The organism is Lactococcus formosensis (assembly GCF_037892375.1).
In the GTDB taxonomy this organism is placed as follows: Bacteria; Bacillota; Bacilli; order Lactobacillales; family Streptococcaceae; genus Lactococcus; species Lactococcus formosensis.
In genome coordinates this window covers 888,990-908,531 of the sequence record NZ_CP141721.1, presented here as the reverse complement: position 1 = coordinate 908,531, position 19,542 = coordinate 888,990, and the positions used below count along the sequence as shown (strand labels likewise).

At 38.0% G+C, this 19,542-nt stretch carries 20 protein-coding genes and 2 tRNA genes; 2 read left to right on the top strand and 20 right to left on the bottom strand.

Going from position 1 to position 19,542, the window contains the following annotated elements:
- Positions 1–38: 38 nt before the first annotated feature.
- Both VNN39_RS04465 and VNN39_RS04460 read right to left on the bottom strand, forming a co-directional pair.
- Complete coding sequence (locus VNN39_RS04465) at positions 39–473, bottom strand: SprT family protein (protein WP_165711903.1); 435 nt, start codon at positions 471–473, stop codon at positions 39–41.
- Entirely contained in the window at positions 454–2,586 is a 2,133-nt protein-coding gene (locus tag VNN39_RS04460) for a Tex family protein (protein WP_270741009.1), read from the bottom strand. The genes VNN39_RS04465 and VNN39_RS04460 overlap by 20 nt, the downstream gene beginning before the upstream one ends.
- A gap of 95 nt (positions 2,587–2,681) precedes the next feature.
- Between VNN39_RS04460 and VNN39_RS04455 the strand changes: the two genes are divergently transcribed.
- Positions 2,682–3,296 carry a nitroreductase family protein gene (locus tag VNN39_RS04455; RefSeq protein WP_339007259.1) on the top strand — a complete coding sequence of 205 codons (615 nt, stop codon included), beginning with the start codon at positions 2,682–2,684 and terminating at the stop codon, positions 3,294–3,296.
- A 65-nt stretch (positions 3,297–3,361) separates the two neighbouring features.
- Here the strand turns inward: VNN39_RS04455 and VNN39_RS04450 are convergent, their stop codons facing one another.
- From VNN39_RS04450 to VNN39_RS04425, 6 genes are read right to left on the bottom strand one after another with little or no spacing between them, the layout of a single operon-like run.
- Positions 3,362–4,345 carry a serine hydrolase domain-containing protein gene (locus VNN39_RS04450; protein ID WP_339007257.1) on the bottom strand — a complete coding sequence of 328 codons (984 nt, stop codon included), beginning with the start codon at positions 4,343–4,345 and terminating at the stop codon, positions 3,362–3,364.
- A complete protein-coding gene (murQ, locus tag VNN39_RS04445; protein WP_213496607.1) occupies positions 4,308–5,210 on the bottom strand; it encodes an N-acetylmuramic acid 6-phosphate etherase in 903 nt (300 codons plus the stop codon). Before murQ ends, VNN39_RS04450 begins: the two co-directional genes overlap by 38 nt.
- Positions 5,211–5,222: 12 nt before the next feature.
- Positions 5,223–6,071 carry a MurR/RpiR family transcriptional regulator gene (locus VNN39_RS04440; RefSeq protein WP_017369657.1) on the bottom strand — a complete coding sequence of 283 codons (849 nt, stop codon included), beginning with the start codon at positions 6,069–6,071 and terminating at the stop codon, positions 5,223–5,225.
- 15 nt (positions 6,072–6,086) lie between these two features.
- Entirely contained in the window at positions 6,087–6,566 is a 480-nt protein-coding gene (locus VNN39_RS04435; protein ID WP_165711898.1) for a PTS sugar transporter subunit IIB, read from the bottom strand.
- Between the two features lie 38 nt (positions 6,567–6,604).
- Complete coding sequence (locus VNN39_RS04430; RefSeq protein WP_061414255.1) at positions 6,605–7,441, bottom strand: PTS system mannose/fructose/sorbose family transporter subunit IID; 837 nt, start codon at positions 7,439–7,441, stop codon at positions 6,605–6,607.
- Positions 7,434–8,276, bottom strand: a complete 843-nt coding sequence (locus VNN39_RS04425) for a PTS sugar transporter subunit IIC (protein ID WP_338997975.1) — start codon at positions 8,274–8,276, stop codon at positions 7,434–7,436. The genes VNN39_RS04430 and VNN39_RS04425 overlap by 8 nt, the downstream gene beginning before the upstream one ends.
- Positions 8,277–8,424: 148 nt before the next feature.
- Here VNN39_RS04425 and VNN39_RS04420 point away from each other — a divergent pair, with 148 nt between their 5' ends.
- On the top strand, positions 8,425–9,198 hold the full coding sequence (locus tag VNN39_RS04420; RefSeq protein ID WP_019291824.1) for a sulfite exporter TauE/SafE family protein: 774 nt from the start codon (positions 8,425–8,427) through the stop codon (positions 9,196–9,198).
- 210 nt (positions 9,199–9,408) lie between these two features.
- Here VNN39_RS04420 and rpsD read toward each other — a convergent pair whose 3' ends face one another.
- The 12 genes from rpsD to nrdG all read right to left on the bottom strand — a co-directional run bounded on the left by rpsD (position 9,409) and on the right by nrdG (position 19,501).
- The gene (gene rpsD / locus VNN39_RS04415; RefSeq protein ID WP_003133217.1) at positions 9,409–10,020 is read right to left on the bottom strand and encodes a 30S ribosomal protein S4; all 612 of its coding nucleotides are present in this window, start codon (positions 10,018–10,020) and stop codon (positions 9,409–9,411) included.
- Positions 10,021–10,222: 202 nt separating this feature from the next.
- Entirely contained in the window at positions 10,223–11,578 is a 1,356-nt protein-coding gene (locus VNN39_RS04410; protein WP_046400862.1) for an APC family permease, read from the bottom strand.
- A 269-nt stretch (positions 11,579–11,847) separates the two neighbouring features.
- Positions 11,848–12,297: a hypothetical protein gene (locus VNN39_RS04405; protein ID WP_206916525.1), complete on the bottom strand. Its 450-nt coding sequence runs from the start codon at positions 12,295–12,297 to the stop codon at positions 11,848–11,850.
- Between the two features lie 114 nt (positions 12,298–12,411).
- Complete coding sequence (locus VNN39_RS04400) at positions 12,412–13,056, bottom strand: ATP-binding cassette domain-containing protein (RefSeq protein WP_338997970.1); 645 nt, start codon at positions 13,054–13,056, stop codon at positions 12,412–12,414.
- A 19-nt stretch (positions 13,057–13,075) separates the two neighbouring features.
- Entirely contained in the window at positions 13,076–15,112 is a 2,037-nt protein-coding gene (locus VNN39_RS04395) for a hypothetical protein (RefSeq protein WP_338997968.1), read from the bottom strand.
- Between the two features lie 434 nt (positions 15,113–15,546).
- Positions 15,547–15,620: transfer RNA gene (locus VNN39_RS04390), tRNA-Pro, on the bottom strand.
- Between the two features lie 54 nt (positions 15,621–15,674).
- Positions 15,675–15,748 (bottom strand) — tRNA-Arg (locus VNN39_RS04385).
- A 115-nt stretch (positions 15,749–15,863) separates the two neighbouring features.
- Positions 15,864–16,667 carry an energy-coupling factor transporter transmembrane component T family protein gene (locus VNN39_RS04380; RefSeq protein WP_165713536.1) on the bottom strand — a complete coding sequence of 268 codons (804 nt, stop codon included), beginning with the start codon at positions 16,665–16,667 and terminating at the stop codon, positions 15,864–15,866.
- Between the two features lies 1 nt (position 16,668).
- Positions 16,669–17,514 carry an energy-coupling factor ABC transporter ATP-binding protein gene (locus VNN39_RS04375; protein WP_338997966.1) on the bottom strand — a complete coding sequence of 282 codons (846 nt, stop codon included), beginning with the start codon at positions 17,512–17,514 and terminating at the stop codon, positions 16,669–16,671.
- The gene (locus tag VNN39_RS04370) at positions 17,511–18,344 is read right to left on the bottom strand and encodes an energy-coupling factor ABC transporter ATP-binding protein (RefSeq protein WP_165713537.1); all 834 of its coding nucleotides are present in this window, start codon (positions 18,342–18,344) and stop codon (positions 17,511–17,513) included. Before VNN39_RS04370 ends, VNN39_RS04375 begins: the two co-directional genes overlap by 4 nt.
- A gap of 66 nt (positions 18,345–18,410) precedes the next feature.
- Positions 18,411–18,905, bottom strand: a complete 495-nt coding sequence (locus VNN39_RS04365) for a DUF2325 domain-containing protein (RefSeq protein ID WP_165712501.1) — start codon at positions 18,903–18,905, stop codon at positions 18,411–18,413.
- On the bottom strand, positions 18,902–19,501 hold the full coding sequence (gene nrdG, locus VNN39_RS04360) for an anaerobic ribonucleoside-triphosphate reductase activating protein (RefSeq protein ID WP_339007255.1): 600 nt from the start codon (positions 19,499–19,501) through the stop codon (positions 18,902–18,904). The genes VNN39_RS04365 and nrdG overlap by 4 nt, the downstream gene beginning before the upstream one ends.
- Positions 19,502–19,542 lie beyond the last annotated feature (41 nt).

The following is a 19,542-nucleotide window of genomic DNA, read 5'->3' as shown; positions in this document are numbered from 1 at the left end:
ATTAACACTAAAAAGAGCAAAGAAAAAAGAACAAGAAGTTATCCTTGTTCTTTTAGTTTGCCTCGGCATTTGCCACAGGCGTATTTTTTTGTATCAATTTTACGTTGACGTTGATAAAGCTGCTGACAGCTTTGGCACACATAAATATGTTTAGCTTCTCCTATCGCTGGAGCATAACGCAAACCTCCTACTTGAGCAAGTAATGCCTTAAACTCCTTGTCCTTATGCTTATAACCTCTTTGCTGGGCATAGAGATGATAATGAACCAGCTCATGGAGAATAATACCATCAAACTCTGCTCGTTTTGCCATTTTAGGGTTAAAATCCAAATGCATATCCTTAGGAAAAAAGCGGCCTCCCGTACTGCGTAGACGACTATTCCACTGGGCAGTATGCAGAAATGGACGCGCAAATTTCTCTACAGAAAGTTGACGCACATGGTCTGTTAATTCCTCATTGTTCACGTGGCTCAACCAAAGTTAAATTAATCTTACCGCGCTCTTGGTCAATGGATTTTACCCAAACAGTTACGATTTGTCCAACAGCAACAACTTCATGAGGATTTTTCACAAAGTTTTTACTCAAGTCAGAAACGTGAATCAATCCGTCATTTTTAATACCAATATCCACAAAGGCACCAAAATCGACAACGTTACGCACTGCTCCTTCAAGTTTTTGGCCCACACGTAAATCGCTCGCGGAAAGAACATCTTGACGTAAGATTGGTGCATCAAAATTGTCACGTAAATCACGTCCTGGTTTTGTCAAATCAGCAATAATATCTGTCAACGTTTCGCGACCAACACCAAGTTTTTCTGACATTTCCACAATATTTACTTTTTTCAAAATTGCTGCGGAATTCGCATCGAGAGAAGCTATATTAAGTGTTTCAAGTAATTTTTCGACCACCTTATATGACTCTGGATGGACTCCAGTGTTATCAAGAAAGTTCTTTGCATCAGGAATACGAAGGAAACCCGCTGCCTGCTCAAAAGCTTTCGCACCTAAACGAGGGACTTTTTTCAACTGTACACGGCTCGCGAGCGCTCCATTTTCCTCGCGAAATTTTACGACATTATTGGCTAAGGTTTTGTTAAAACCAGCAACATGTGAAAGAAGCGCAGGGCTGGCTGTATTTACATTGACACCAACTTGGTTGACCACAGTTTCGACAACAAAGTCCAAGTTTTCGGTAAGTTTCTTCTCTGCAACATCATGTTGATATTGCCCTACACCAATAGCTTTTGGTTCTATTTTCACTAACTCAGCCAGAGGATCTTGCAGCCTTCTTGCAATGGAAATAGCCGAACGCTTTTCTACCGTCAAGTCCGGAAACTCTTCACGCGCCAACTCTGAAGCCGAGTAAACAGAAGCCCCAGATTCACTCACGATGACATAAAAGACATCAGACAGGCTATTTTCTTTTAAGACTTCGGCCACAAATGCTTCGGATTCACGACTGGCTGTTCCATTACCAATAGCTATCATATCAACCTTATATTTAGAAATAAGCGCTGCTAAATCCTTCTTGGCTTGGGCGATTTGACTCGCATTGGCAGGTTTTACGGGGTAGATGACAGTTGTCGTCAAGAGTTTACCTGTCGCATCAACAATGGCAAGCTTTGCTCCTGTACGATAAGCAGGGTCAAAGCCCATCACTGTACGCCCTTTAAGCGGTGCCACCAAGAGCAGGTTTTTCAAATTTTCACCAAACACTTCGATAGCTGCATCTTCAGCTTTTTCTGTTAATTCGGCACGCACTGCACGTTCCATCGCTGGAAGCAGCTTTTTCTTCACTGCTTCTTTAATAGCTAAACTCATATATTTGTTGTTTCGCGCAGCAAAACGATTTTCAAAAAAGCGTAAAATCTTATCTTCATTATGTTCAAATTTCACAGAAAGAACGCCCATCTTTTCGCCACGATTTAAAGCAAGCACACGGTGGTTTGGAAGTTCAGAGATTTTCTCCGCAAATTCATAATAAATTTGGAACACTTTTTTCTCATCAAGGCTTTGCTCTTTCAGACGACTTTCTAAGAGACTGTTTTGTTTCACTTCACTCAAAAGCCAGCTCCGCAATTTAGCATCCTCAGAGATCGCCTCTGCCAGAATATCCATCGCACCTTGAAGTGCCTTTGCTGCCGTAGCGAAAGTTTCATTCGTATACTTCTCTGCTTCTTCTTCAAGACTTGGTGTATTTTTAACAATGAGTTGCGCAAGAGGGAAGAGACCGTTTTCTTTCGCCACTGTGGCTTTTGTGCGACGTTTTTCTTTATAAGGAAGATAAAGGTCTTCAACTTCGGACAGCTTCTCAGCCGCTGCTATTTGAGTCTTAAGCGCATCCGTTAATTTTCCTTGCTCCTCAATCTTGGACAGAACCGCTGTTTTACGATCCGAAAGTTTTGTCAGGCTGTCATTTTCGTCAATAATTTTTTTGATTTCAACTTCGTCTAAGCTTCCTGTAGCTTCTTTACGATAACGGGCAATAAAAGGTACTGTGTTACCTTCTGCTGTAAGTTCAAGTACTTTTTGAACTTGTGAACTTTTAATGTTTAGCAATTCAGCTATTTTTTTCGTATTTTCCATTCTTCCATTTTACCATATTATCCTCATTTTCAATTCATGTGATTTCGATGTTTATTTGCTAAAATAGCTCTAGTAAAAAGTAGAAAGCGAAAGAAATGGAATATTTAAAATTAGCTCACTCACGCCATGCGGTCAAAAAGTTTGATAAAAAGAAAGTCCCTCTCGAAGAGATTAAAGACATTATTAAAATAGCCCGTTTAGCCCCTTCAGGCATCAATATACAAAGTTGGCACTTTGTCGTTATTGATTCAACTGAAGCCAAAGCCGAACTTTTAAAAGAAGTCAATCCTTCAAACCATGAGCAGATTGAAACAGCAGGTGGCTTGATCATGATTTTTGCGGACAGTCAATATGCCGAACGCCTTAGACTTATTAGCGAGCGTGGAAGTGACGAGCTGTCAAGTCTTGACATTGAACGTTTGACCCAACGCTATCAAGCTTATGTAAATAGCTTTGATTCTGAATATCTCAATACCTATATGTCTATGACAACTGGCCTTGTCACAATGAACTTGCTCTATGCCATCTATGATAAAGGTTATAAGGCCAATGTTGTCCTTGGCTATAAACGCACAGAAAAAATCAATGAGATTCTCAACGTCGATAAAAAATACCGTCCAGAACTCATCATCCCTTTTGGAACTTCTGAGGAAACTGGCCAACCAAGCTTTCGTTTGGGGCTTGAGGATATTATGGAAATTCGGTCATAAAAAATCTGCTTCAATGCAGATTTTTTTATTTTATCTCATAAAGCTAAAGTATCTTGGAATCTTTCCTAAATCTCACTTTCAAAAAATTTTTCTATTATATCTTGGCGAACACAAATATAACTCTTGTTTTCCCGATTAGGATATGTTCGATTACTCAGCACAACTAAAGCACGCATCTGTAAAAGATCTAAACATATTACACCTCCCGTAAAACCTGTATGATAGAGCTGCCCAGCACCACGAGAAAGCCAGCCTAGTGTCCGCCCCGAAACCTCGAGTGTCTGCAAAGTCGTTAACAGCTCATCAGATAAAATATCCCCTGAAAAAACTGCTCTAACAAAAGTTTCTAAATCTCCAATCGTGCTGAAAAGTCCCGCATGACCTGCTTCTTTTTCCCAGAGATAGGCTTTCCCATCGTGAACAATACCTTTAATCTTACCTCGAGATAGCGTAATCTCTGTCGGTACAGCAGAACTTTCATTTGGAAAATAGGTCGTCGATACCATACCCAAAGGCTCAAAGACATGAGTGCGAAAACTCTCCTCAAGTCCACAACCGTCTATTTTTTCAATGATTTCTCCCAGGAGTAAATAACCAATGTCAGAGTAAATCGTGTACCTTTCATTAGGCAAAGGGAGGTCAGTTTTCTTCAAAAAGTTCCAAAAAAAGTCTTGTGAAAAGTCTGTTTTATCTGTGAAGTCCGCAGGAAATCCCGCACGATGTAAGAGAAGGTCTTCGATTGTTATTTTCAACTCTGTAAGCACAGGAAAAAAATGGCCAATCGAATCTGAAAGAGATATTTCTTCGCGGTCTATGAGTTGAAGGATACGCGTTGTTGTCCCGACCGCTTTAGTTAGGCTAGCCATGTCATAAAGGGACGATGACGTGACTCCCTCATCATAATCTATTGTCCCACCACATACTGTTTGACTGTCTTGATTTTCCATATAAAAAGCCGCAAAGCCAGGTGTATCTTCCCGAACTACTGCAGCTTCCAACATTTTAAAAATATTACTTGCTTTCTCGGATAACATTGGCAATATTCCCATCTTTTTCCTTAAGTAACTTTTTAGCTTCAATGCTTGAAACATTTAATTCCAGCATCAAAATTGCGACATTAACACGCTCCCCAGACTCGTAAAAGACCTTCTCTGCCTCTTCGAAACTCACGCCTGTCGCCTGAGAAACGATACGAATCCCACGATTCACTAATTTCTCATTTGTCGCTTGGACGTTAATCATCAAATTCTGGTAAACCTTACCTGTTTTAACCATAATTCCTGAAGAAATCATATTGAGCACCATCTTTTGTGCAGTTCCTGATTTCATACGGGTTGAACCTGTAATAACTTCAGGACCAACAGCAACATCTATCCCTACATCAGCTACGGCAGCCATTTCACTGTTTGGATTTGCAGATACTGAAATCGTCAGTGCGCCCACTTTTTTGGCATATTCCAACGCTGCCAAAACATAGGGCGTCCGGCCACTTGCAGATAACCCAATCAATATATCTTGAGGCGTTAGCTCAACTGCTTTTATATCAGCTAATCCTAGTTCACGAGAGTCTTCGGCACCTTCAATAGCCTTGTAAACTGCTTCGTCCCCTCCTGCGATAATTCCAAAAGCCCGTGTGGCGGGAACGCTGTAAGTTGGCGTTAATTCAACACCATCCAAAAGTCCTAACCGACCACTCGTTCCTGCCCCTATATAAATGATACGACCGCCTGCCGCGAAACGTTCAGCAGCATGATCAATAGCTCGAGCAATTTCAGGTAATACAGCTGCAATCCCCGCTGCTACTTTCGCATCTTCATTGTTCATGATTTTAACCATTTCTAAAGTCGAAACTTGGTCTAAATTCATGGAATTCGGATTACGTCCTTCTGTAGATAAATTCTCAATTTTATTCAATTTTTTCTCGCTTTATTTAATTTTTTTTATATTTTCAGCCGTTTCCTTCATACGCTCCGTCAATTTCGGTCCAATCATCTCTTCAATAACACCGAGATATAACACTGTAGCTACTTGAAATGATGACTCAAAAGAAGCAATCGCGCCTACCCGTAACAAGTGCTCTGTTGTAGGGATCGCAATCACACCACTCACACGCTCACTCAGTTCATCTGACTGATTTTTAGTAATAATATAAGATTGAGCACCACGTTCACGCGCAATATCTAAAGCAGCCAACACTTCTTTTGTTTCTCCAGAGTAAGAAAAACTTAAAACAACATCTTGCTCATTGAGGTAAGCCAAATTTTCCATCACCATATGCCCATCCCAACTATGCAAAGCCAGAAAACCAGCACGGTTAAATTTGTGAGCCAAATCATAAGCAATGACACCTGATGAACCTACACCAATAAGATAAATTCTCCTCGCTTTTTTCAAAGCAAAAATAGCATCTTGTATCACTTTCTCATCTAGAAAATTAGCAGTATCTGAAACCGTCGTGGAGAGCATAACAGCAACCTTATCAATAATCATTGATAAGTCATCATTTTTTTGGACAATGGGATCAATCTCTATGATATCGCTTGAAGCCACAGTATGAGAACTTTGTGCCATGGCAATCCTAAATGTATCCAAACCATCATAGCCAAATTTACGAACAAACCGTGTGATAGCGGAAGCAGATGTATCCGACTGTGCTGCAATTTCAGCAATGCTCATCGTCAGAACATCAGGATGTCGCAAAAAAGTATCCGCCACCCTTTTTTGACTTTGGTTGAGCGCTTCATAATTTTGCTTGATTTCCATTCTGATATTCATAAATATTTCCTTTTTCTATTTATCATCAATCATACTCATAATGGAGGCATCACTTTCACCTGGTACCATACGAGCAGTAATTTTTGTTCCTTTTTCTGTTAGTTCCTTGAGCTGTTCTATATCTTGGGGAGATAAAAAGACAGATTTTTTTACCTGAACAGAGTCTTCGCCTTGTTTCGAGATATTTCCCACATTAAATTCGTCCAGTAGTCCAGCATCAACTAAAGCTTTCATATCTCCAATTGTTTTTGTCAAAACAAAAACACGTTCATCACCAAAGCGATTTTCCTTAAAATTCACAATTGCACGGCGAATACTTGACACAGTTAACTTTTTCCCCGCTGGTTTTGCCAACTGCAATGCACCGAGAACCATCTCATCATTCCATGCACTATCATTTACTACATAGAGTCGCTCTGCATTAACTACATTTGACCACACGGCAGCAACCTGCCCATGAATCAAACGCTCATCTACCCTTGCATGTATAATCATTTTACTATTTCCTCATTCTTCTTTCAATTAAAATTCTACTAGTTAAAGAGGTTACCAACAGCATTTAACATAGGCTGTAAATTTCCTAAAATCATACCCAAAGCAATCAGGACAAAAATCAAGCGTGTAGAGTTCATCTTCTTTTTACCTAGAAGCCAGTAGCTAAGTCCGACAATTGCAAGTGGCACAAGCCCTGGTAGAATTTTATCCAACATTTCTTGCACATTCATTGTTACTTCGCCCATTTTATAGGAAAGTTCAAGTTTATAGGTAATCACAGAAGGAATTAAGCCCCCTACCACGGTCAAACCAAGAATAGCTGCTGCATCAGTCAAGACTTTCATTTGTGATGCAAAACCAACAGCAATTTTTTTACCTTGTGCATAACCAATCTGAAGGAATTTCCAGCGCACGACGAGTACAGCCAGTCCAATAATCAAAGGAATAATTAAGCTAACAACTTGTCCTGCTTGAGCTAAGTAAGCCGCCATTGAAAAGACCACAGCACGGTAGATAGCAATAAAAAGCGTATCCCCGACACCAGCAAATGGCCCCATTAAACCCGTTTTAAGACCGATAACTGCTTCTTCATCTGTTTCATTGAGTTCTTCTTCCATAGCTATATTCGCACCAATAATCAGATGACTCATGGCTGGTGTTGTATTAAAGAAGCCAATATGTGTTTTCAAGGCTTTAGCCATTTTTTCTTTATTGTTACCATAAAGGCGACGTAAAGCTGGCATAATGGTGTAGGCATAGCCTAGACCTTGCATACTTTCATAATTCCATCCCCATTGGAAACCAAAGAGATTGCGAATGTAAACTTTTTTTAAATCTTTTTTTGTGATTTCTGGTTTATTATATTGTTCAGTCATTGAAGTTGACCTCCTCATCTGCGTAGAGATTATCAGATAAATCTGATCCTGTAGCTGTAGCAGCTACAGGTTGTGGCGCTGCAGCTTCTTTCACTTTATTTTGTTGATTGATTACCGCGATACCAGCAAGTGCAAGTCCAATAAGAGCGACTCCCAGCACTGAAAATGTCTCAGAAAAGTAAGCCATTAAGGCAAAACCGATAATAAAATAAGACCAATATTTTTTAATCGGGAGGTAGTGAAGCAAAATTGCAATACCCATAGCAGGAAGAATTGCTCCTGCCGCTTTTAGCCCATTCATTACCCAAACAGGTATTGCTTCATTAATAAGATTAACAACATGCTCTCCGAAATAAAGACCAATAAATACTGGAATCATCCGTGATAATGTCCACGAAAACATTCCAAATACGTTGCTCATTTCCACACCCCGAGCATTGCCGACTTCAGCAAATTTGGCTGCTCGCTTTTGCCAGAATAAATTAACCATACGACCCAAAATATCCATTTGTGTGAGCAAAAGTCCAATCGGAATAGCGATACCAATGCCGTATTCTACACCTTTACCTGAAAGAATGGCATAGGCTGTTCCCATAATAGCTCCGCTTAAAAAATCAGGAACAGTAGCCCCACCATAAGTTGCGACTCCAAGTGTCATCAACTGTAGCGTTGCACCGACCAGAAGTCCTGTTGTAAGATCTCCCATAACAAACCCTGTAAATGCAGCTGCAAAAAGTGGCGTGTAAGGACCGATTTGAATAGAAATCTGATCTAGTACACCAATGGCTGTATAGACCAGAAGAACAATGATGATTCCAATGGAAAGTGTATCCATATTTCCTCCTCCGCCTTCTTTTGAAAGCGTTTTTATATTTTAGATAATCCCATTGTAGCGAAAACGAAAATATTTGTCAATTATTTAAAAATAAAACACCAAACGAAATTAATTTTCGTTTGGTGTTTTTTTATGTTATACTGTTCGTATGAATATTTTACAATTTTTTCTCTATCCTTTTATCATTATCATAGCAAATGTGATTGGAGCAATCAGTGGCATGGGTGGTGGATTAATCATCAAACCCCTGCTGTCCCTACTTGGATTTCACTCACTGCCTGAAATCGTATTTTATTCTAGCGTGGCTGTCCTTGTTATGGCACTTTCTTCAACAGCGCGCCAAATTAAAAACGGCATCAAAATTAACGCTCGAAATGTTACTTTTTTGTCTATCGGTTCCGTGTTAGGCGGAATGCTCGGACAGCGGGTTTTGCAATTTTCTTTTAAAATTATTGGAAATGAAAATACAGGTCAACTCCAAGCTTTCCTACTAATTATTTTATTATCTGGCGTTTTACTCTTAGGACGATTAAACATTCAGTTTAATAAACAACTCAATACTCTTTATTTCTTATGTGGACTGTCTCTTGGAACCATATCTGTATTTCTAGGAATTGGGGGAGGTCCTTTCAATGTCGCTCTTCTTTTACTGATTTTCCCTCTAAAAATCAAAGAAGCAACGACCTACTCTATCGTTTCTATTTTGTTCTCACAAGTTTCAAATTTAGCTACAACTTTAATTTTTTCGAATGTATTTGCATATGATTTAAACATCTTATGGGTAATCATTCCTGCTGCATTTATTGGAGGACATCTTGGCGCATTACTTAGTGGAAAACTTAGTGATCGGAGTATTAACAGACTCTTTAATATCGTAGTTATCATGATAATGCTTATTACTCTAATACCAGTATTGTTTTAATAGCTCTATCAATTTCAGTATAATTAGGAATACTATTTCATAGCTAGACTAATTTAATTTTTCCTTTCCATATCAGTTCGATAAAAACGCTGACAAACAGTGTTTTTTATTTTCATTAAGTATAACTGAACCTAAAGTTTATGAAGTAAATCTTAAACAAAAAAACTCTAAGTCAATCTGACTTAGAGTTATAACTCGTGTGAAACGAGATTACATCATTTTGTTGTAGAATTCGACGATAAGTGCTTCGTTGATTTCTGTGTTGATTTCATCGCGTTCTGGAAGACGAACGAGTGAACCTTCAAGTTTATCAGCATCGAATGATACGAAGTTTGGACGTCCTTTAGTTGCTTCAACAGCTTCAAGGATTGCAGGAACTTTCATAGATTTTTCACGAACTGAAATAACTTGACCAGGTGCTACGCGGTATGATGGGATATCAACGCGTTTGCCGTCAACGAGGATGTGACCGTGGTTTACGAATTGACGTGCTTGACGACGTGTAGTTGCAAGACCAAGACGGAATACAACGTTATCCAAACGTTGTTCAAGCAAAGTCATGAAGTTGAAACCAAGAGTTCCTTCTTTAACACGTGTAGCTGCTACAAACAAGTTACGGAATTGACGTTCAGAAACACCGTAAGTGAAACGGAGTTTTTGTTTTTCAGCCAATTGCAAACCGTATTCAGAAAGTTTTGAACGGTTGTTAGGGCCGTGTTGACCAGGTACGTAGTTACGACGTGCAAGTTCTTTACCAGAACCTGTAAGTGAAATGCCGAGACGGCGTGATTGTTTCCAAGATGGACCAGTATAACGTGACATGTTAATGTCTCCTTCAAATTTTTTTGAAGAATATTGACAGCCTCGAATTCGTGCATTTCACTTTCGCCTTACAGCTTCGGTTACTTCGTAACAAGGGAAATGTTGACGAGTTTTCTAGCTGACTGCTATATTCAACTTTACTATTTTAGCAAAATTATCAAAAACTGTCAACATGACAAGTGAATCATTTATAGTATTCTTCTTATTTAGATTTTACTTTAACAACTGCTGCAATACTATCGCTGCTTCGCTTCATTTTCGTCTGGTAATAAAACACAGGAATACCGGCAAGCGTAATAGCAATCCCAATCATCGCAAGAACGGGCTGCTGTGTAATAGTCGTCCACATGATAAACAAGGCACCCAACATTCCAATGACAGGGAGGACTGGATAAAGGACTACTTTATAAGGGCGGTGCAAGTTTGGCTCCTTTTTGCGGAGGATAAATACTGCAAGAATTAACAAGAAGGAGAAAAACCACATTACAAAGATGACCAGATTTGTCAGGATATCAAAGGAACCTGCTGCCATAAAGATGCAAGCTAAACTCCCAACCAAGGCCGTTGAAACAAAGGGAATGGCATTTTTATTGAGTTTACTCAAGTGTTTTGAGAAAGGAAGTGAGTTTTCTAAAGCTAGAGCATAAGGCACACGAATTGCTGTCATCGTGTAGCCATTGAGCGTGCCATAAACAGAAACTAAAATCCCAATCGTTACGAGCTTACCACCATTTACACCAAATAATTTTTGTGCAGCATCTGAAGCTGTATTTGCATTTCCTGCAATCTGATCCAGAGGCAGAACTTTCAAAAATCCTAAGCTAATGGCAATATAAATAAATGAAATAACCAATAAACCGATGGTGATAACTTTCGACAAATGTTTTTGCGGATTTTTCATCTCACCCGCGATATTCCCTACATTCATCCAGCCGTCAAAGGCAAACAAACTCGCGACCAAAGCACCACCAAGACCGGCAAAGAATCCGATATTTTGTCCCGCCTGAATCGGAAATAACTGCACATCCACTTGCGAATTGGTTGTCAAACCAAAAATAATAATCAAAAAGATTGGGATTAATTTTAAAATCGAAGTCACTTGCTGAAAACGTGAAGTAAAACGTGAACCCAATAGATTAATAGACATGATAGTTAAAATAGAGGCAATAGCGATAGGTAATAATAAGCCTTGAGGTAGGCCAAGCAAGTTCAGAACTTGTGTGGCAAAAATGATTCCCAAGGCTGCCATATTTCCAGGATTATAAATTAATACTTGTACCCAGCCAAAAAGAAAGCCCACTAGTTTTCCATAACTGCGCTCTAAATATTTTACAGCACCACCTGTTTCCGGAATGGCAGCTGCAAGTTCAGCAACACTGAGTCCCGCACAAATCGTTAAAATACCACCCACTGCCCAAGCAAGCAAAGTTAGCGAAGCAGATTGGGTTACTGCAACCATCGCAGCAATTTTGAAGAATACTCCTGCTCCAATAACCGTTCCGACAACGATAGATAAGGCTCCGAAAAAACCGACATCATTTTTCAAGTCTTTTTCCATATAATATCTTCCTTAAGTAATATATTCACTAATTTTTTTAGTGTTATGCACTATTATACTTCAAGTACTTCTACACACCTAACAATTTGCGGGACTTTAGGAGCTTGTTAAGAAAATGTAATTTTTTAGAGGAATTAAAGAGCAAAAAACTATCTACGAAAACTCCTCACCAAGCGCAACTCAACGGCTATCCGAAGACAACAGCTTTTTATCCATTGCTATTTTTTCAAACCAACCTTACAGAAGACCATGAACAATCCCCTTAAAAATTAATACCAGTTTGTTGGGTTATACCAACAAGAAAAAGTATCAAAAGTTCTTCCGTGAGCAGTTGCAAGTGCCCATTTTTTAAATCCAGCATTTGCTATTTTTGTGTCCGAACCTACTTGAGCTTTAGCACCATGTCTTTGATATTTAGAGCTGTAATGGTTAGAATGTCCTCTTTTCCTTCTCCCCAAATCATAAAGGTCAGAAAAATATACCCATCTCCCTGAAGCATGATTAATAGCTGGTCTTGCTTTCTTATTGGTGTTGGATCCTAAATTACTTTCTACAATATTACCTTCAGGGTCAAAATGGATATATCCCTCAGAATCTGATGTGTGTGTGATATCCCCATATGGCTCTTGCTTATCCGCAAAGGCAACTGAACCACCCAATAAACTTCCAAACAGTCCAAAAGAAAGTACTAAAGTTGCTAAATATATCGTTTTTTTCATATTTACCTCCAAAATATTTTTTATATACAATGTTGCTGTGTCTCCGATAATTTTAAAGCCGAGGATTGTTCATGATCTTGTGTAGGGTTGATTTTAAACAAGGGCAGCGCAAAATTAAAGCTCTATGCTTTTATTCCCTTTCTTTGCCAGTTCCTCATCATGAGTGACAATGATTACTGCTTTCCCTTCTATTGCTTGTTGAAATAAAATATCCGTAACGATATCTCTATTTAGTGAGTCTAAAGAACCTGTGGGTTCATCTGCTAAGATAAGTATGGAGGGCTTTAAAATAATTCGTGCGAGTGCAACGCGCTGTTTCTCTCCTCCAGATAAACTGCTAATCGTTGTGGATAGTTTTTTATTTAAATTGACCGCATTCAGTGCCTCCTTTTTTTGTTTTACTTTCTCTTTCCTACTTAATTTGCTATATTTTAAGCCTATTTCTAAATTAAAATTAATTGTTTCTTCTTCAACTAGACCGAAGTCTTGAAATAAAAAAGATATTTTATTTCTCTTTATTTTTAGTTTTTCTTTTGCTTTCAGCTTTGCTGTTTCAACACCTTCAAATAAATATTTTCCTGAACTTACCGTGTCGTTCATCCCTAGTATGTTTAACAGCGTTGTCTTTCCAGAGCCGCTCACACCTTTGATGGTAACAAAATCACCCTTATTTACAGTAAACGCATTAATTGAAAAAATGGGATTATCCTGTATTTTTTTTTGGACATTAGATAGAGAGACTATTTCGTTTTTATTCATCACTTTCCCCTTTAAAGATTTAATTAGACTTTCTTTTTTCAACTCTAAACAAAGTTATACTGACTATAATGACATTAAGTACCATGGCCAGAAAGATATTAATAACAAATTCTTTGCTGATTTCAGACAAGAATGCAGCTATAGATAAACCCATCATTAGTTCAAATACCAACAACAAAAAGACAGATGCATAAGTCTCAAAAAAGGAATAACCGTTTAGCCTTAGCAAATAAAATTTTTTATTATGATACTGGAAAAAATAGGCCGTCGTAAGTAAGCAAACAATAGAAAAGACAAATACAGTCAATAAGGAGCTGATTAATAAATATCCGACTGAACCGGACAGGCTTTTTATTAGCGTAATCTCTGACTTTTCATAGGGGACAAAAGAAGGTAAATTATCCGTCAGCCTGTTTTTCTCTAAAAGCCCGCCAAGCTTTTCACTTGACTGCCCAGCTGTTTTTATTTTGATTGGCGGATACATAGCACCACTAAAAATGTTCCTGTTCCAACTGTCGCTGTTTTTGAGTGTTAAAATATCTAAAATAGGATAGTCATCAATCCATGGCTTATTGGGAACAAAACTATAGACAGGTTGTTTATCTTTGATATAGATAATCTCCGTTAATTTATCCTCAAATTGGAGTAAGTCTTTAAAATAGTATTCTTCTATCTTCTTTAAGTCATCACTTCCCTTGAATCTTTCGGGAATGAGTAATATTCTTTTTTCTTCACTTTCTTCTATAAGGACTCTCTGATTATTTTCATCTAAAATCTCGAATTTTTTTAAATAATTAGGGTTGAGTTGTATCTCTCTCCCAAATACTTCGTTCTCTTTTGTATTATAATGTTGTATACTTACCAGCAAGCTTCCCTTTTGGTTTAAATAGCGATAAATTTCCTCCTCTTCTTCTGCTCTAGAATCCTTGTCATAGGTAAATTCAAGTTGATTTTTTCCCACAACAACGGGGTAAAAAACATGATAGTTATCTTCACTTATTTTTTTAGGCACTTCACTATTAAAGGTGATATTGGAGGCTTGATACATAATCCTTGCTAAATCTAGGTGCATTACGACTAACATCATCAGAAAAATAAGTTTTATCGCTGTTGGCAATACATTGATAAATAACTTTTCTCCTTTATTTTTACTCTCTTTTTTTCTCCGACTTAACTTTTCCACGACATAAACCATCATCATCAACCAAATATAACTCAAGGATAGGAGGAGACCAATGTTGATCATAAAATTGACACAATAGATGCGTGAAATGCTTCCTAATAAATAGGTAAGTAAAGCAATGGATGCAAAAATACAAGTTGCATACCCCTTGCCGATAAAGTTATTGATACTCGCTACGATAGAATAGCCATTTTGTCGTAAAATATGAATTTTTTTATGAACCGAAAAAATCCAAAAACTTAACATCACTATAAAAAAGGCTATGCCAATCTTTAAATAGCTTGAAATATTGTAAATATCCCGACCTGATACTAAGTCGTAATTTTCACTTTTTTCAAAATCCGAAAAATCTTTATAAGTATAGTTCTGATCAAAAGCTTTGTTATAAGCGTTTTTTATCTGTTCTACCGTATCTTTATATTTATTTTTATCCTCTGTTTTTATAAAAACTTGCCACTCAAATTCATTTTTGTTTTTTAAATTATCTATACTGTCTATAGTTAAGACTGATTTACTCAACGGAGGAGTGTACACGCTTTTTTGATGTGTCTGAGGTGCATACAAGGTTATCTCTGCTTTTTCTAAGAACTTAAAATTAATCCCTTCTTTGATAAAGTACCCTTGGTCTACAACTTTGTAGAGCGTAAATAATCCCTCCTGTTTTGAAATTTTTTCTATAATATCAATTGCTCTATCATTCTCTTCTTTACTGGTTATTTTTTTAGGTTTTTTTACAGGAGAATAACTGTCCGTATACCTAAAAAAGTCTGTCACCTTATCTCTTGAATATTGCTCTACCTGAAAAATAAACATTCCAAATAAAATGCTGAGTAGAAGAATAGCAAGATTAAATTTTAAAATTCTTTTTTTCAAAAAAGCCTCATTTCATGTAGTTCTTTTTCTCTAAGGGTCTATTTATAATACTTTTTGATAGATTATGCATTTTTCCTTTCGAACCCTCAAAAGATTTGACTGGCCAATCTCCTAAAGCTAACAAAGCAATGCTCATCATTCTAAAAGACTTTCTTAGTTTTTTCCTCTTCATGCGTTTCCTCTTTTCAAATAATTTTTATTTATGCCTACACTATTATTCGTAAAAAAACGTGATATATAACAAAAAAAGCAGAAAGTCCATTTTTTAATGTGCTGCTTCTAGAATGACCGGATTACTGATAATTTAGGACAAAACAAAAATAGACTCCGAAGAGTCTATTATTTAACTTAATGAGTTCAGCCACAATGCAAGGCTCTTTTTATTTCCAACAAAAAAACTCATCCACGAAAGATGAGTTAGGGTTAGTCGGTAATCGGGAAGACAGGATTCGAACCTGCGACACCTTGGTCCCAAACCAAGTACTCTACCAAGCTGAGCTACTTCCCGAAGGTATGAAAATTTTTTACAATAATAAAACGGGCAAGCCCGAATTGATTATTATGCACCCGGCAGGATTCGAACCTGCAACCGCCTGATTCGTAGTCAGGTACTCTATCCAGTTGAGCCACGGGTGCTTTTCTTAACTACCTGACTATTATAGCAAATCAATTTTACGAATGCAAGAATAAACTCATAAATAAACAAAAAAAACTGAAATTATTCAGTTTTTCTATAAGAATTGCTCTATGATTAGTGGTTAAAGACATTCCATGTGAGTAAAACAGCTGCCAATATAAAAATGCTCGATAATAAAATAAAATCATTTTTTGACCATTTGAGCTGACGATATTTACTGCGTCCATCGCCTCCTTGATAACCTCGTGACTCCATGGCAACTGCTAAATCTTCTGCACGACGGAAGCTCGAAACAAAGAGTGGAATCAATATTGGGATAATTGAGCGAACTTTTTGCAAGAGATTCCCTTCACCAAAATCCATACCTCGTGCCTTTTGGGCATTCATAATCATGGTTGTATCGTCCATCAATGTTGGAATAAAGCGAAGTGAAATCGAAAGCATAAGACCTAATTCATGTACTGGAACCTTGATTTTCTTCAACGGCGCTAATCCAGTTTCAATACCATCTGCCAATGTTAACGGCGGAGTGGTTAACGTAAGCACTGTTGACATAAAAATAATCAGCACAAACCGAAAAAAGATATAGAGCGCGTTAATCAAGCTCTCTGTTGAAATCTTCAATATCCAAAATTGAAAAATAATATGTTCTCCAGGTGTAAACAGCATCTGAAAAATAACGGTAAATAAAATCAAGCCAATCATCGGTCTTAAGCCTTTAAGGAAATAAGAAATAGAAATTCCTGATAAAAGTACACCGGCGAAAGTATAAAGAATTAAGAGTAAATAGCCTAACCAGTCATGTGCAAAGAAAATCACGATAACAAAAATAAACATGACTAAAAGTTTACTGCGAGGATCCAAGCGATGAATCAGCGAATTTCCGGGAATATAACGTCCCATGAGCATATTTTGCATTCTATTTTTTCGCCTCCTTCAGCATTTGAATCAACTCTTGACGTTTGATTGGTAAACGGTCAAAGGCAATGCCTCGTTGCTCTAACTTTACGGCAAATTCCGTTGTTTTAGGTACGCCAAGCTCATGTCGCATCAAGAAGTCAACATCTTGAAAAACATCTTGAGGTGTGCCTGATGAAATAACACGTCCTTTTTCTAAAAGGTATACCTTGTCCGCATATTCAGCCACATCATCCATATTATGTGTAACCAAAACAACTGTCTGACCTTCCTGATGCAGATGACTAAAGAGCTCCATCATCTCAATACGTGCTTTAGGGTCCAAACCAGCTGTCGGTTCATCAAGAACGAGCACTTTGGGCTCCATTGCTAAAATCCCAGCAATGGCAACGCGACGCATTTGTCCGCCTGATAATTCAAAGGGTGATTTTTCAAAGTTTTTTTCTGCTAAACCAACAAGCTCGAGTTTTTCACGCGCAATTTTAAGCGCCTCTTTTTGTGAAACACCAAAGTTTTGAGGACCAAAAGCAACATCCTTCAAAACCGTTTCTTCAAAAAGCTGACTTTCTGGAAACTGGAAAACAACCCCCACTTTTTTACGTGCCGGTTTAATTTCTTTTTGCTTACTGCTGGCCTGAATAACAATATCGTCAATATTAACCTTACCTTCTGTGGGTTGCAGCAAGCCATTAAGGTGTTGTAATAGTGTTGATTTTCCTGAACCTGTATGGCCAATAAGTGCAGTATAACTTCCTTCTGCCACCTCTAAATTGATGTCAAAGAGCGCTCGACTCGCAAAAGGAGTATTCGGTTGGTAAGTGAAATTTACCTTATCAAATTTAATCATTTTCTCAGTCTTTCTGCTAAGAGTTTTGCCAGTTCTTCTTCATTTAAATATTTTTCTGGCAAGTTAAAGTCCGCTCGTAAATCCTCGGCTAAGTTCGATGTGAAAGGCATGTCTAAACCAAAATTAATCATATCCTCACCAGAACCAAAAAGTTCCTCTGGCTTGGCAGATTTGATAATTTTACCCGCACGCATGACCAATACACGATCAGAAAGGGTAGCTTCATCAAGGTCATGGGTAATTGAGAGTACTGTCAGATTATATTCTGCCTTAATCTCACGGATTACGCGCATGATTTCCGCACGTCCTGTCGGATCAAGCATGGAAGTTGCCTCATCAAGGATAATAATTTCTGGACGTAATGCGATAATCCCTGCAATAGCAACACGTTGTTTTTGCCCTCCAGATAATCGCGCAGGTTCCTTGCCTTTAAACTCCAGCATATTGACTTGTTTTAAAGCCTGATCCACACGCAAAATCATCTCCTCACGCGGAATCCCCTGATTTTCCATTCCAAAGGCAACATCATCCTCGACAGTTGCTCCAACAAATTGATTATCAGGGTTTTGGAAAACCATGCCTATTTTTTGACGAAGTGCCCAAACGTTCTCCGCACTTAAAATTTGGCCATCAATTTTTATATTTCCTGATACATTTTCAAGTAATCCATCAATAGCGCGAGCTGTTGTTGATTTTCCCGAACCATTTTGACCAATGATAGAAACCCACTCTCCTGATTGGACAGCAAAAGATACCCCATCTAAGGTGGGCGCTTCTTGATTTTCTTCATATTTGAAAGTTAGATTTTCTACTTCGAGGATTTTATTCATAAAACTAATTATACCAAATGACTTGCATTTTCGCTATCTCTCATTTTTACAAAAAAAGCCCTAATGTCAAGGCTTAAATATTTTTGCAAAATCAACTTCCTCTTCCGTAACTTTAAAGTCCTTCAGAGCCGTTTTCAAGGCAAGATTTTTTGCTTTTTTAGGAAGCTGATAATTCCCCTTAAAGTCGCGTATAGTAGGCTCACTCAACTTTTGTTGAGAGCTTTTTTTCTTTGAGACTTTTGGTTTCATAGCTTTTTCAGCCAACTTCATTTCCGGAAAGGCAAACCTAAGCTTTTCAATAATCTTTTCTACACCAAAATTACTGCCTATCCAGAAAGGCGTATCACTTGCTTTTGCTGCTTCCTTTGCAAATCGTACTGAAGCATGAGCGACATTGAGGTTCCGAATCATCACAAAGTCCGCTTGCGCCACTAATTGGTCAATTTCTGAACGCTTGGGCTTTTTCTTATCAAAACCGAGAAAACCGATTTCTACAGCCGCTAACCCTTCACGTAAATCATGCCAATAGCCTGATTCACAAATTACTAACACAGTTTTCATATTAACTTTTCCTTATGAATTTGTTCCACAGCTGCCTTGCCGTCATTGAGCTTTTCCCAGATAACTACTCGATTTTCAGCTAAGGACTTTTTCACATCGATAATCCTTTGATTTGAAGAACCTCTAAATTGGAGCAATAAGTTTTTCTTGCTAAGTTTAAAACGTCCATCAACAAGTATATCGATATTTCGCAAAAGTTCAAGTTTAGTTTCATCTTCTTGTAAAAGCTCTTCCCAAGTGTAACCCGTCCAAGACCAGATGTCCTTTTCAGGCAGCTCTTCGCGTATACGCTTGACAAGCGGTAAAGCTACACCAGTGTTGAGGAAAGGCTTACCGCCTAGTAATGTCAAGCCTTGAACATAAGATTGGCTCAAGTCTGACATGATCCTTTCTTCTAATTCCTTTGTATATGGAATACCGTAACGAAAATTCCAGGTTGCTTGATTATAGCACCCTTCGCAGTGGAATTTACAGCCGGATAAGTAAAGCGAGCAACGTACACCTTCACCATCAACGAAATTGAAAGGCTTATAATCTGAAACATAACCTTGTTCCAAATCTGAAGCAAGCCACTCTTGTGGTTTTGGATTATTCATCTGTCATCACTCCTATCTCTATTTTATCTAAAATTTCGCAA

What these genes read in the sequence shown, in the direction of transcription:
- VNN39_RS04460 (WP_270741009.1), bottom strand. Translation starts at nt 2,586, where the DNA reads ATGGAAAATACGAAAAAAATAGCTGAATTGCTAAACATTAAAAGTTCA.
- VNN39_RS04455 (WP_339007259.1), top strand. Translation starts at nt 2,682, where the DNA reads ATGGAATATTTAAAATTAGCTCACTCACGCCATGCGGTCAAAAAGTTT.
- VNN39_RS04450 (WP_339007257.1), bottom strand. Translation starts at nt 4,345, where the DNA reads ATGGGAATATTGCCAATGTTATCCGAGAAAGCAAGTAATATTTTTAAA.
- VNN39_RS04440 (WP_017369657.1), bottom strand. Translation starts at nt 6,071, where the DNA reads ATGAATATCAGAATGGAAATCAAGCAAAATTATGAAGCGCTCAACCAA.
- VNN39_RS04435 (WP_165711898.1), bottom strand. Translation starts at nt 6,566, where the DNA reads ATGATTATACATGCAAGGGTAGATGAGCGTTTGATTCATGGGCAGGTT.
- VNN39_RS04430 (WP_061414255.1), bottom strand. Translation starts at nt 7,441, where the DNA reads ATGACTGAACAATATAATAAACCAGAAATCACAAAAAAAGATTTAAAA.
- VNN39_RS04425 (WP_338997975.1), bottom strand. Translation starts at nt 8,276, where the DNA reads ATGGATACACTTTCCATTGGAATCATCATTGTTCTTCTGGTCTATACA.
- VNN39_RS04420 (WP_019291824.1), top strand. Translation starts at nt 8,425, where the DNA reads ATGAATATTTTACAATTTTTTCTCTATCCTTTTATCATTATCATAGCA.
- rpsD (WP_003133217.1), bottom strand. Translation starts at nt 10,020, where the DNA reads ATGTCACGTTATACTGGTCCATCTTGGAAACAATCACGCCGTCTCGGC.
- VNN39_RS04410 (WP_046400862.1), bottom strand. Translation starts at nt 11,578, where the DNA reads ATGGAAAAAGACTTGAAAAATGATGTCGGTTTTTTCGGAGCCTTATCT.
- VNN39_RS04405 (WP_206916525.1), bottom strand. Translation starts at nt 12,297, where the DNA reads ATGAAAAAAACGATATATTTAGCAACTTTAGTACTTTCTTTTGGACTG.
- VNN39_RS04400 (WP_338997970.1), bottom strand. Translation starts at nt 13,056, where the DNA reads ATGAATAAAAACGAAATAGTCTCTCTATCTAATGTCCAAAAAAAAATA.
- VNN39_RS04380 (WP_165713536.1), bottom strand. Translation starts at nt 16,667, where the DNA reads ATGCAAAATATGCTCATGGGACGTTATATTCCCGGAAATTCGCTGATT.
- VNN39_RS04375 (WP_338997966.1), bottom strand. Translation starts at nt 17,514, where the DNA reads ATGATTAAATTTGATAAGGTAAATTTCACTTACCAACCGAATACTCCT.
- VNN39_RS04370 (WP_165713537.1), bottom strand. Translation starts at nt 18,344, where the DNA reads ATGAATAAAATCCTCGAAGTAGAAAATCTAACTTTCAAATATGAAGAA.
- VNN39_RS04365 (WP_165712501.1), bottom strand. Translation starts at nt 18,905, where the DNA reads ATGAAAACTGTGTTAGTAATTTGTGAATCAGGCTATTGGCATGATTTA.
- nrdG (WP_339007255.1), bottom strand. Translation starts at nt 19,501, where the DNA reads ATGAATAATCCAAAACCACAAGAGTGGCTTGCTTCAGATTTGGAACAA.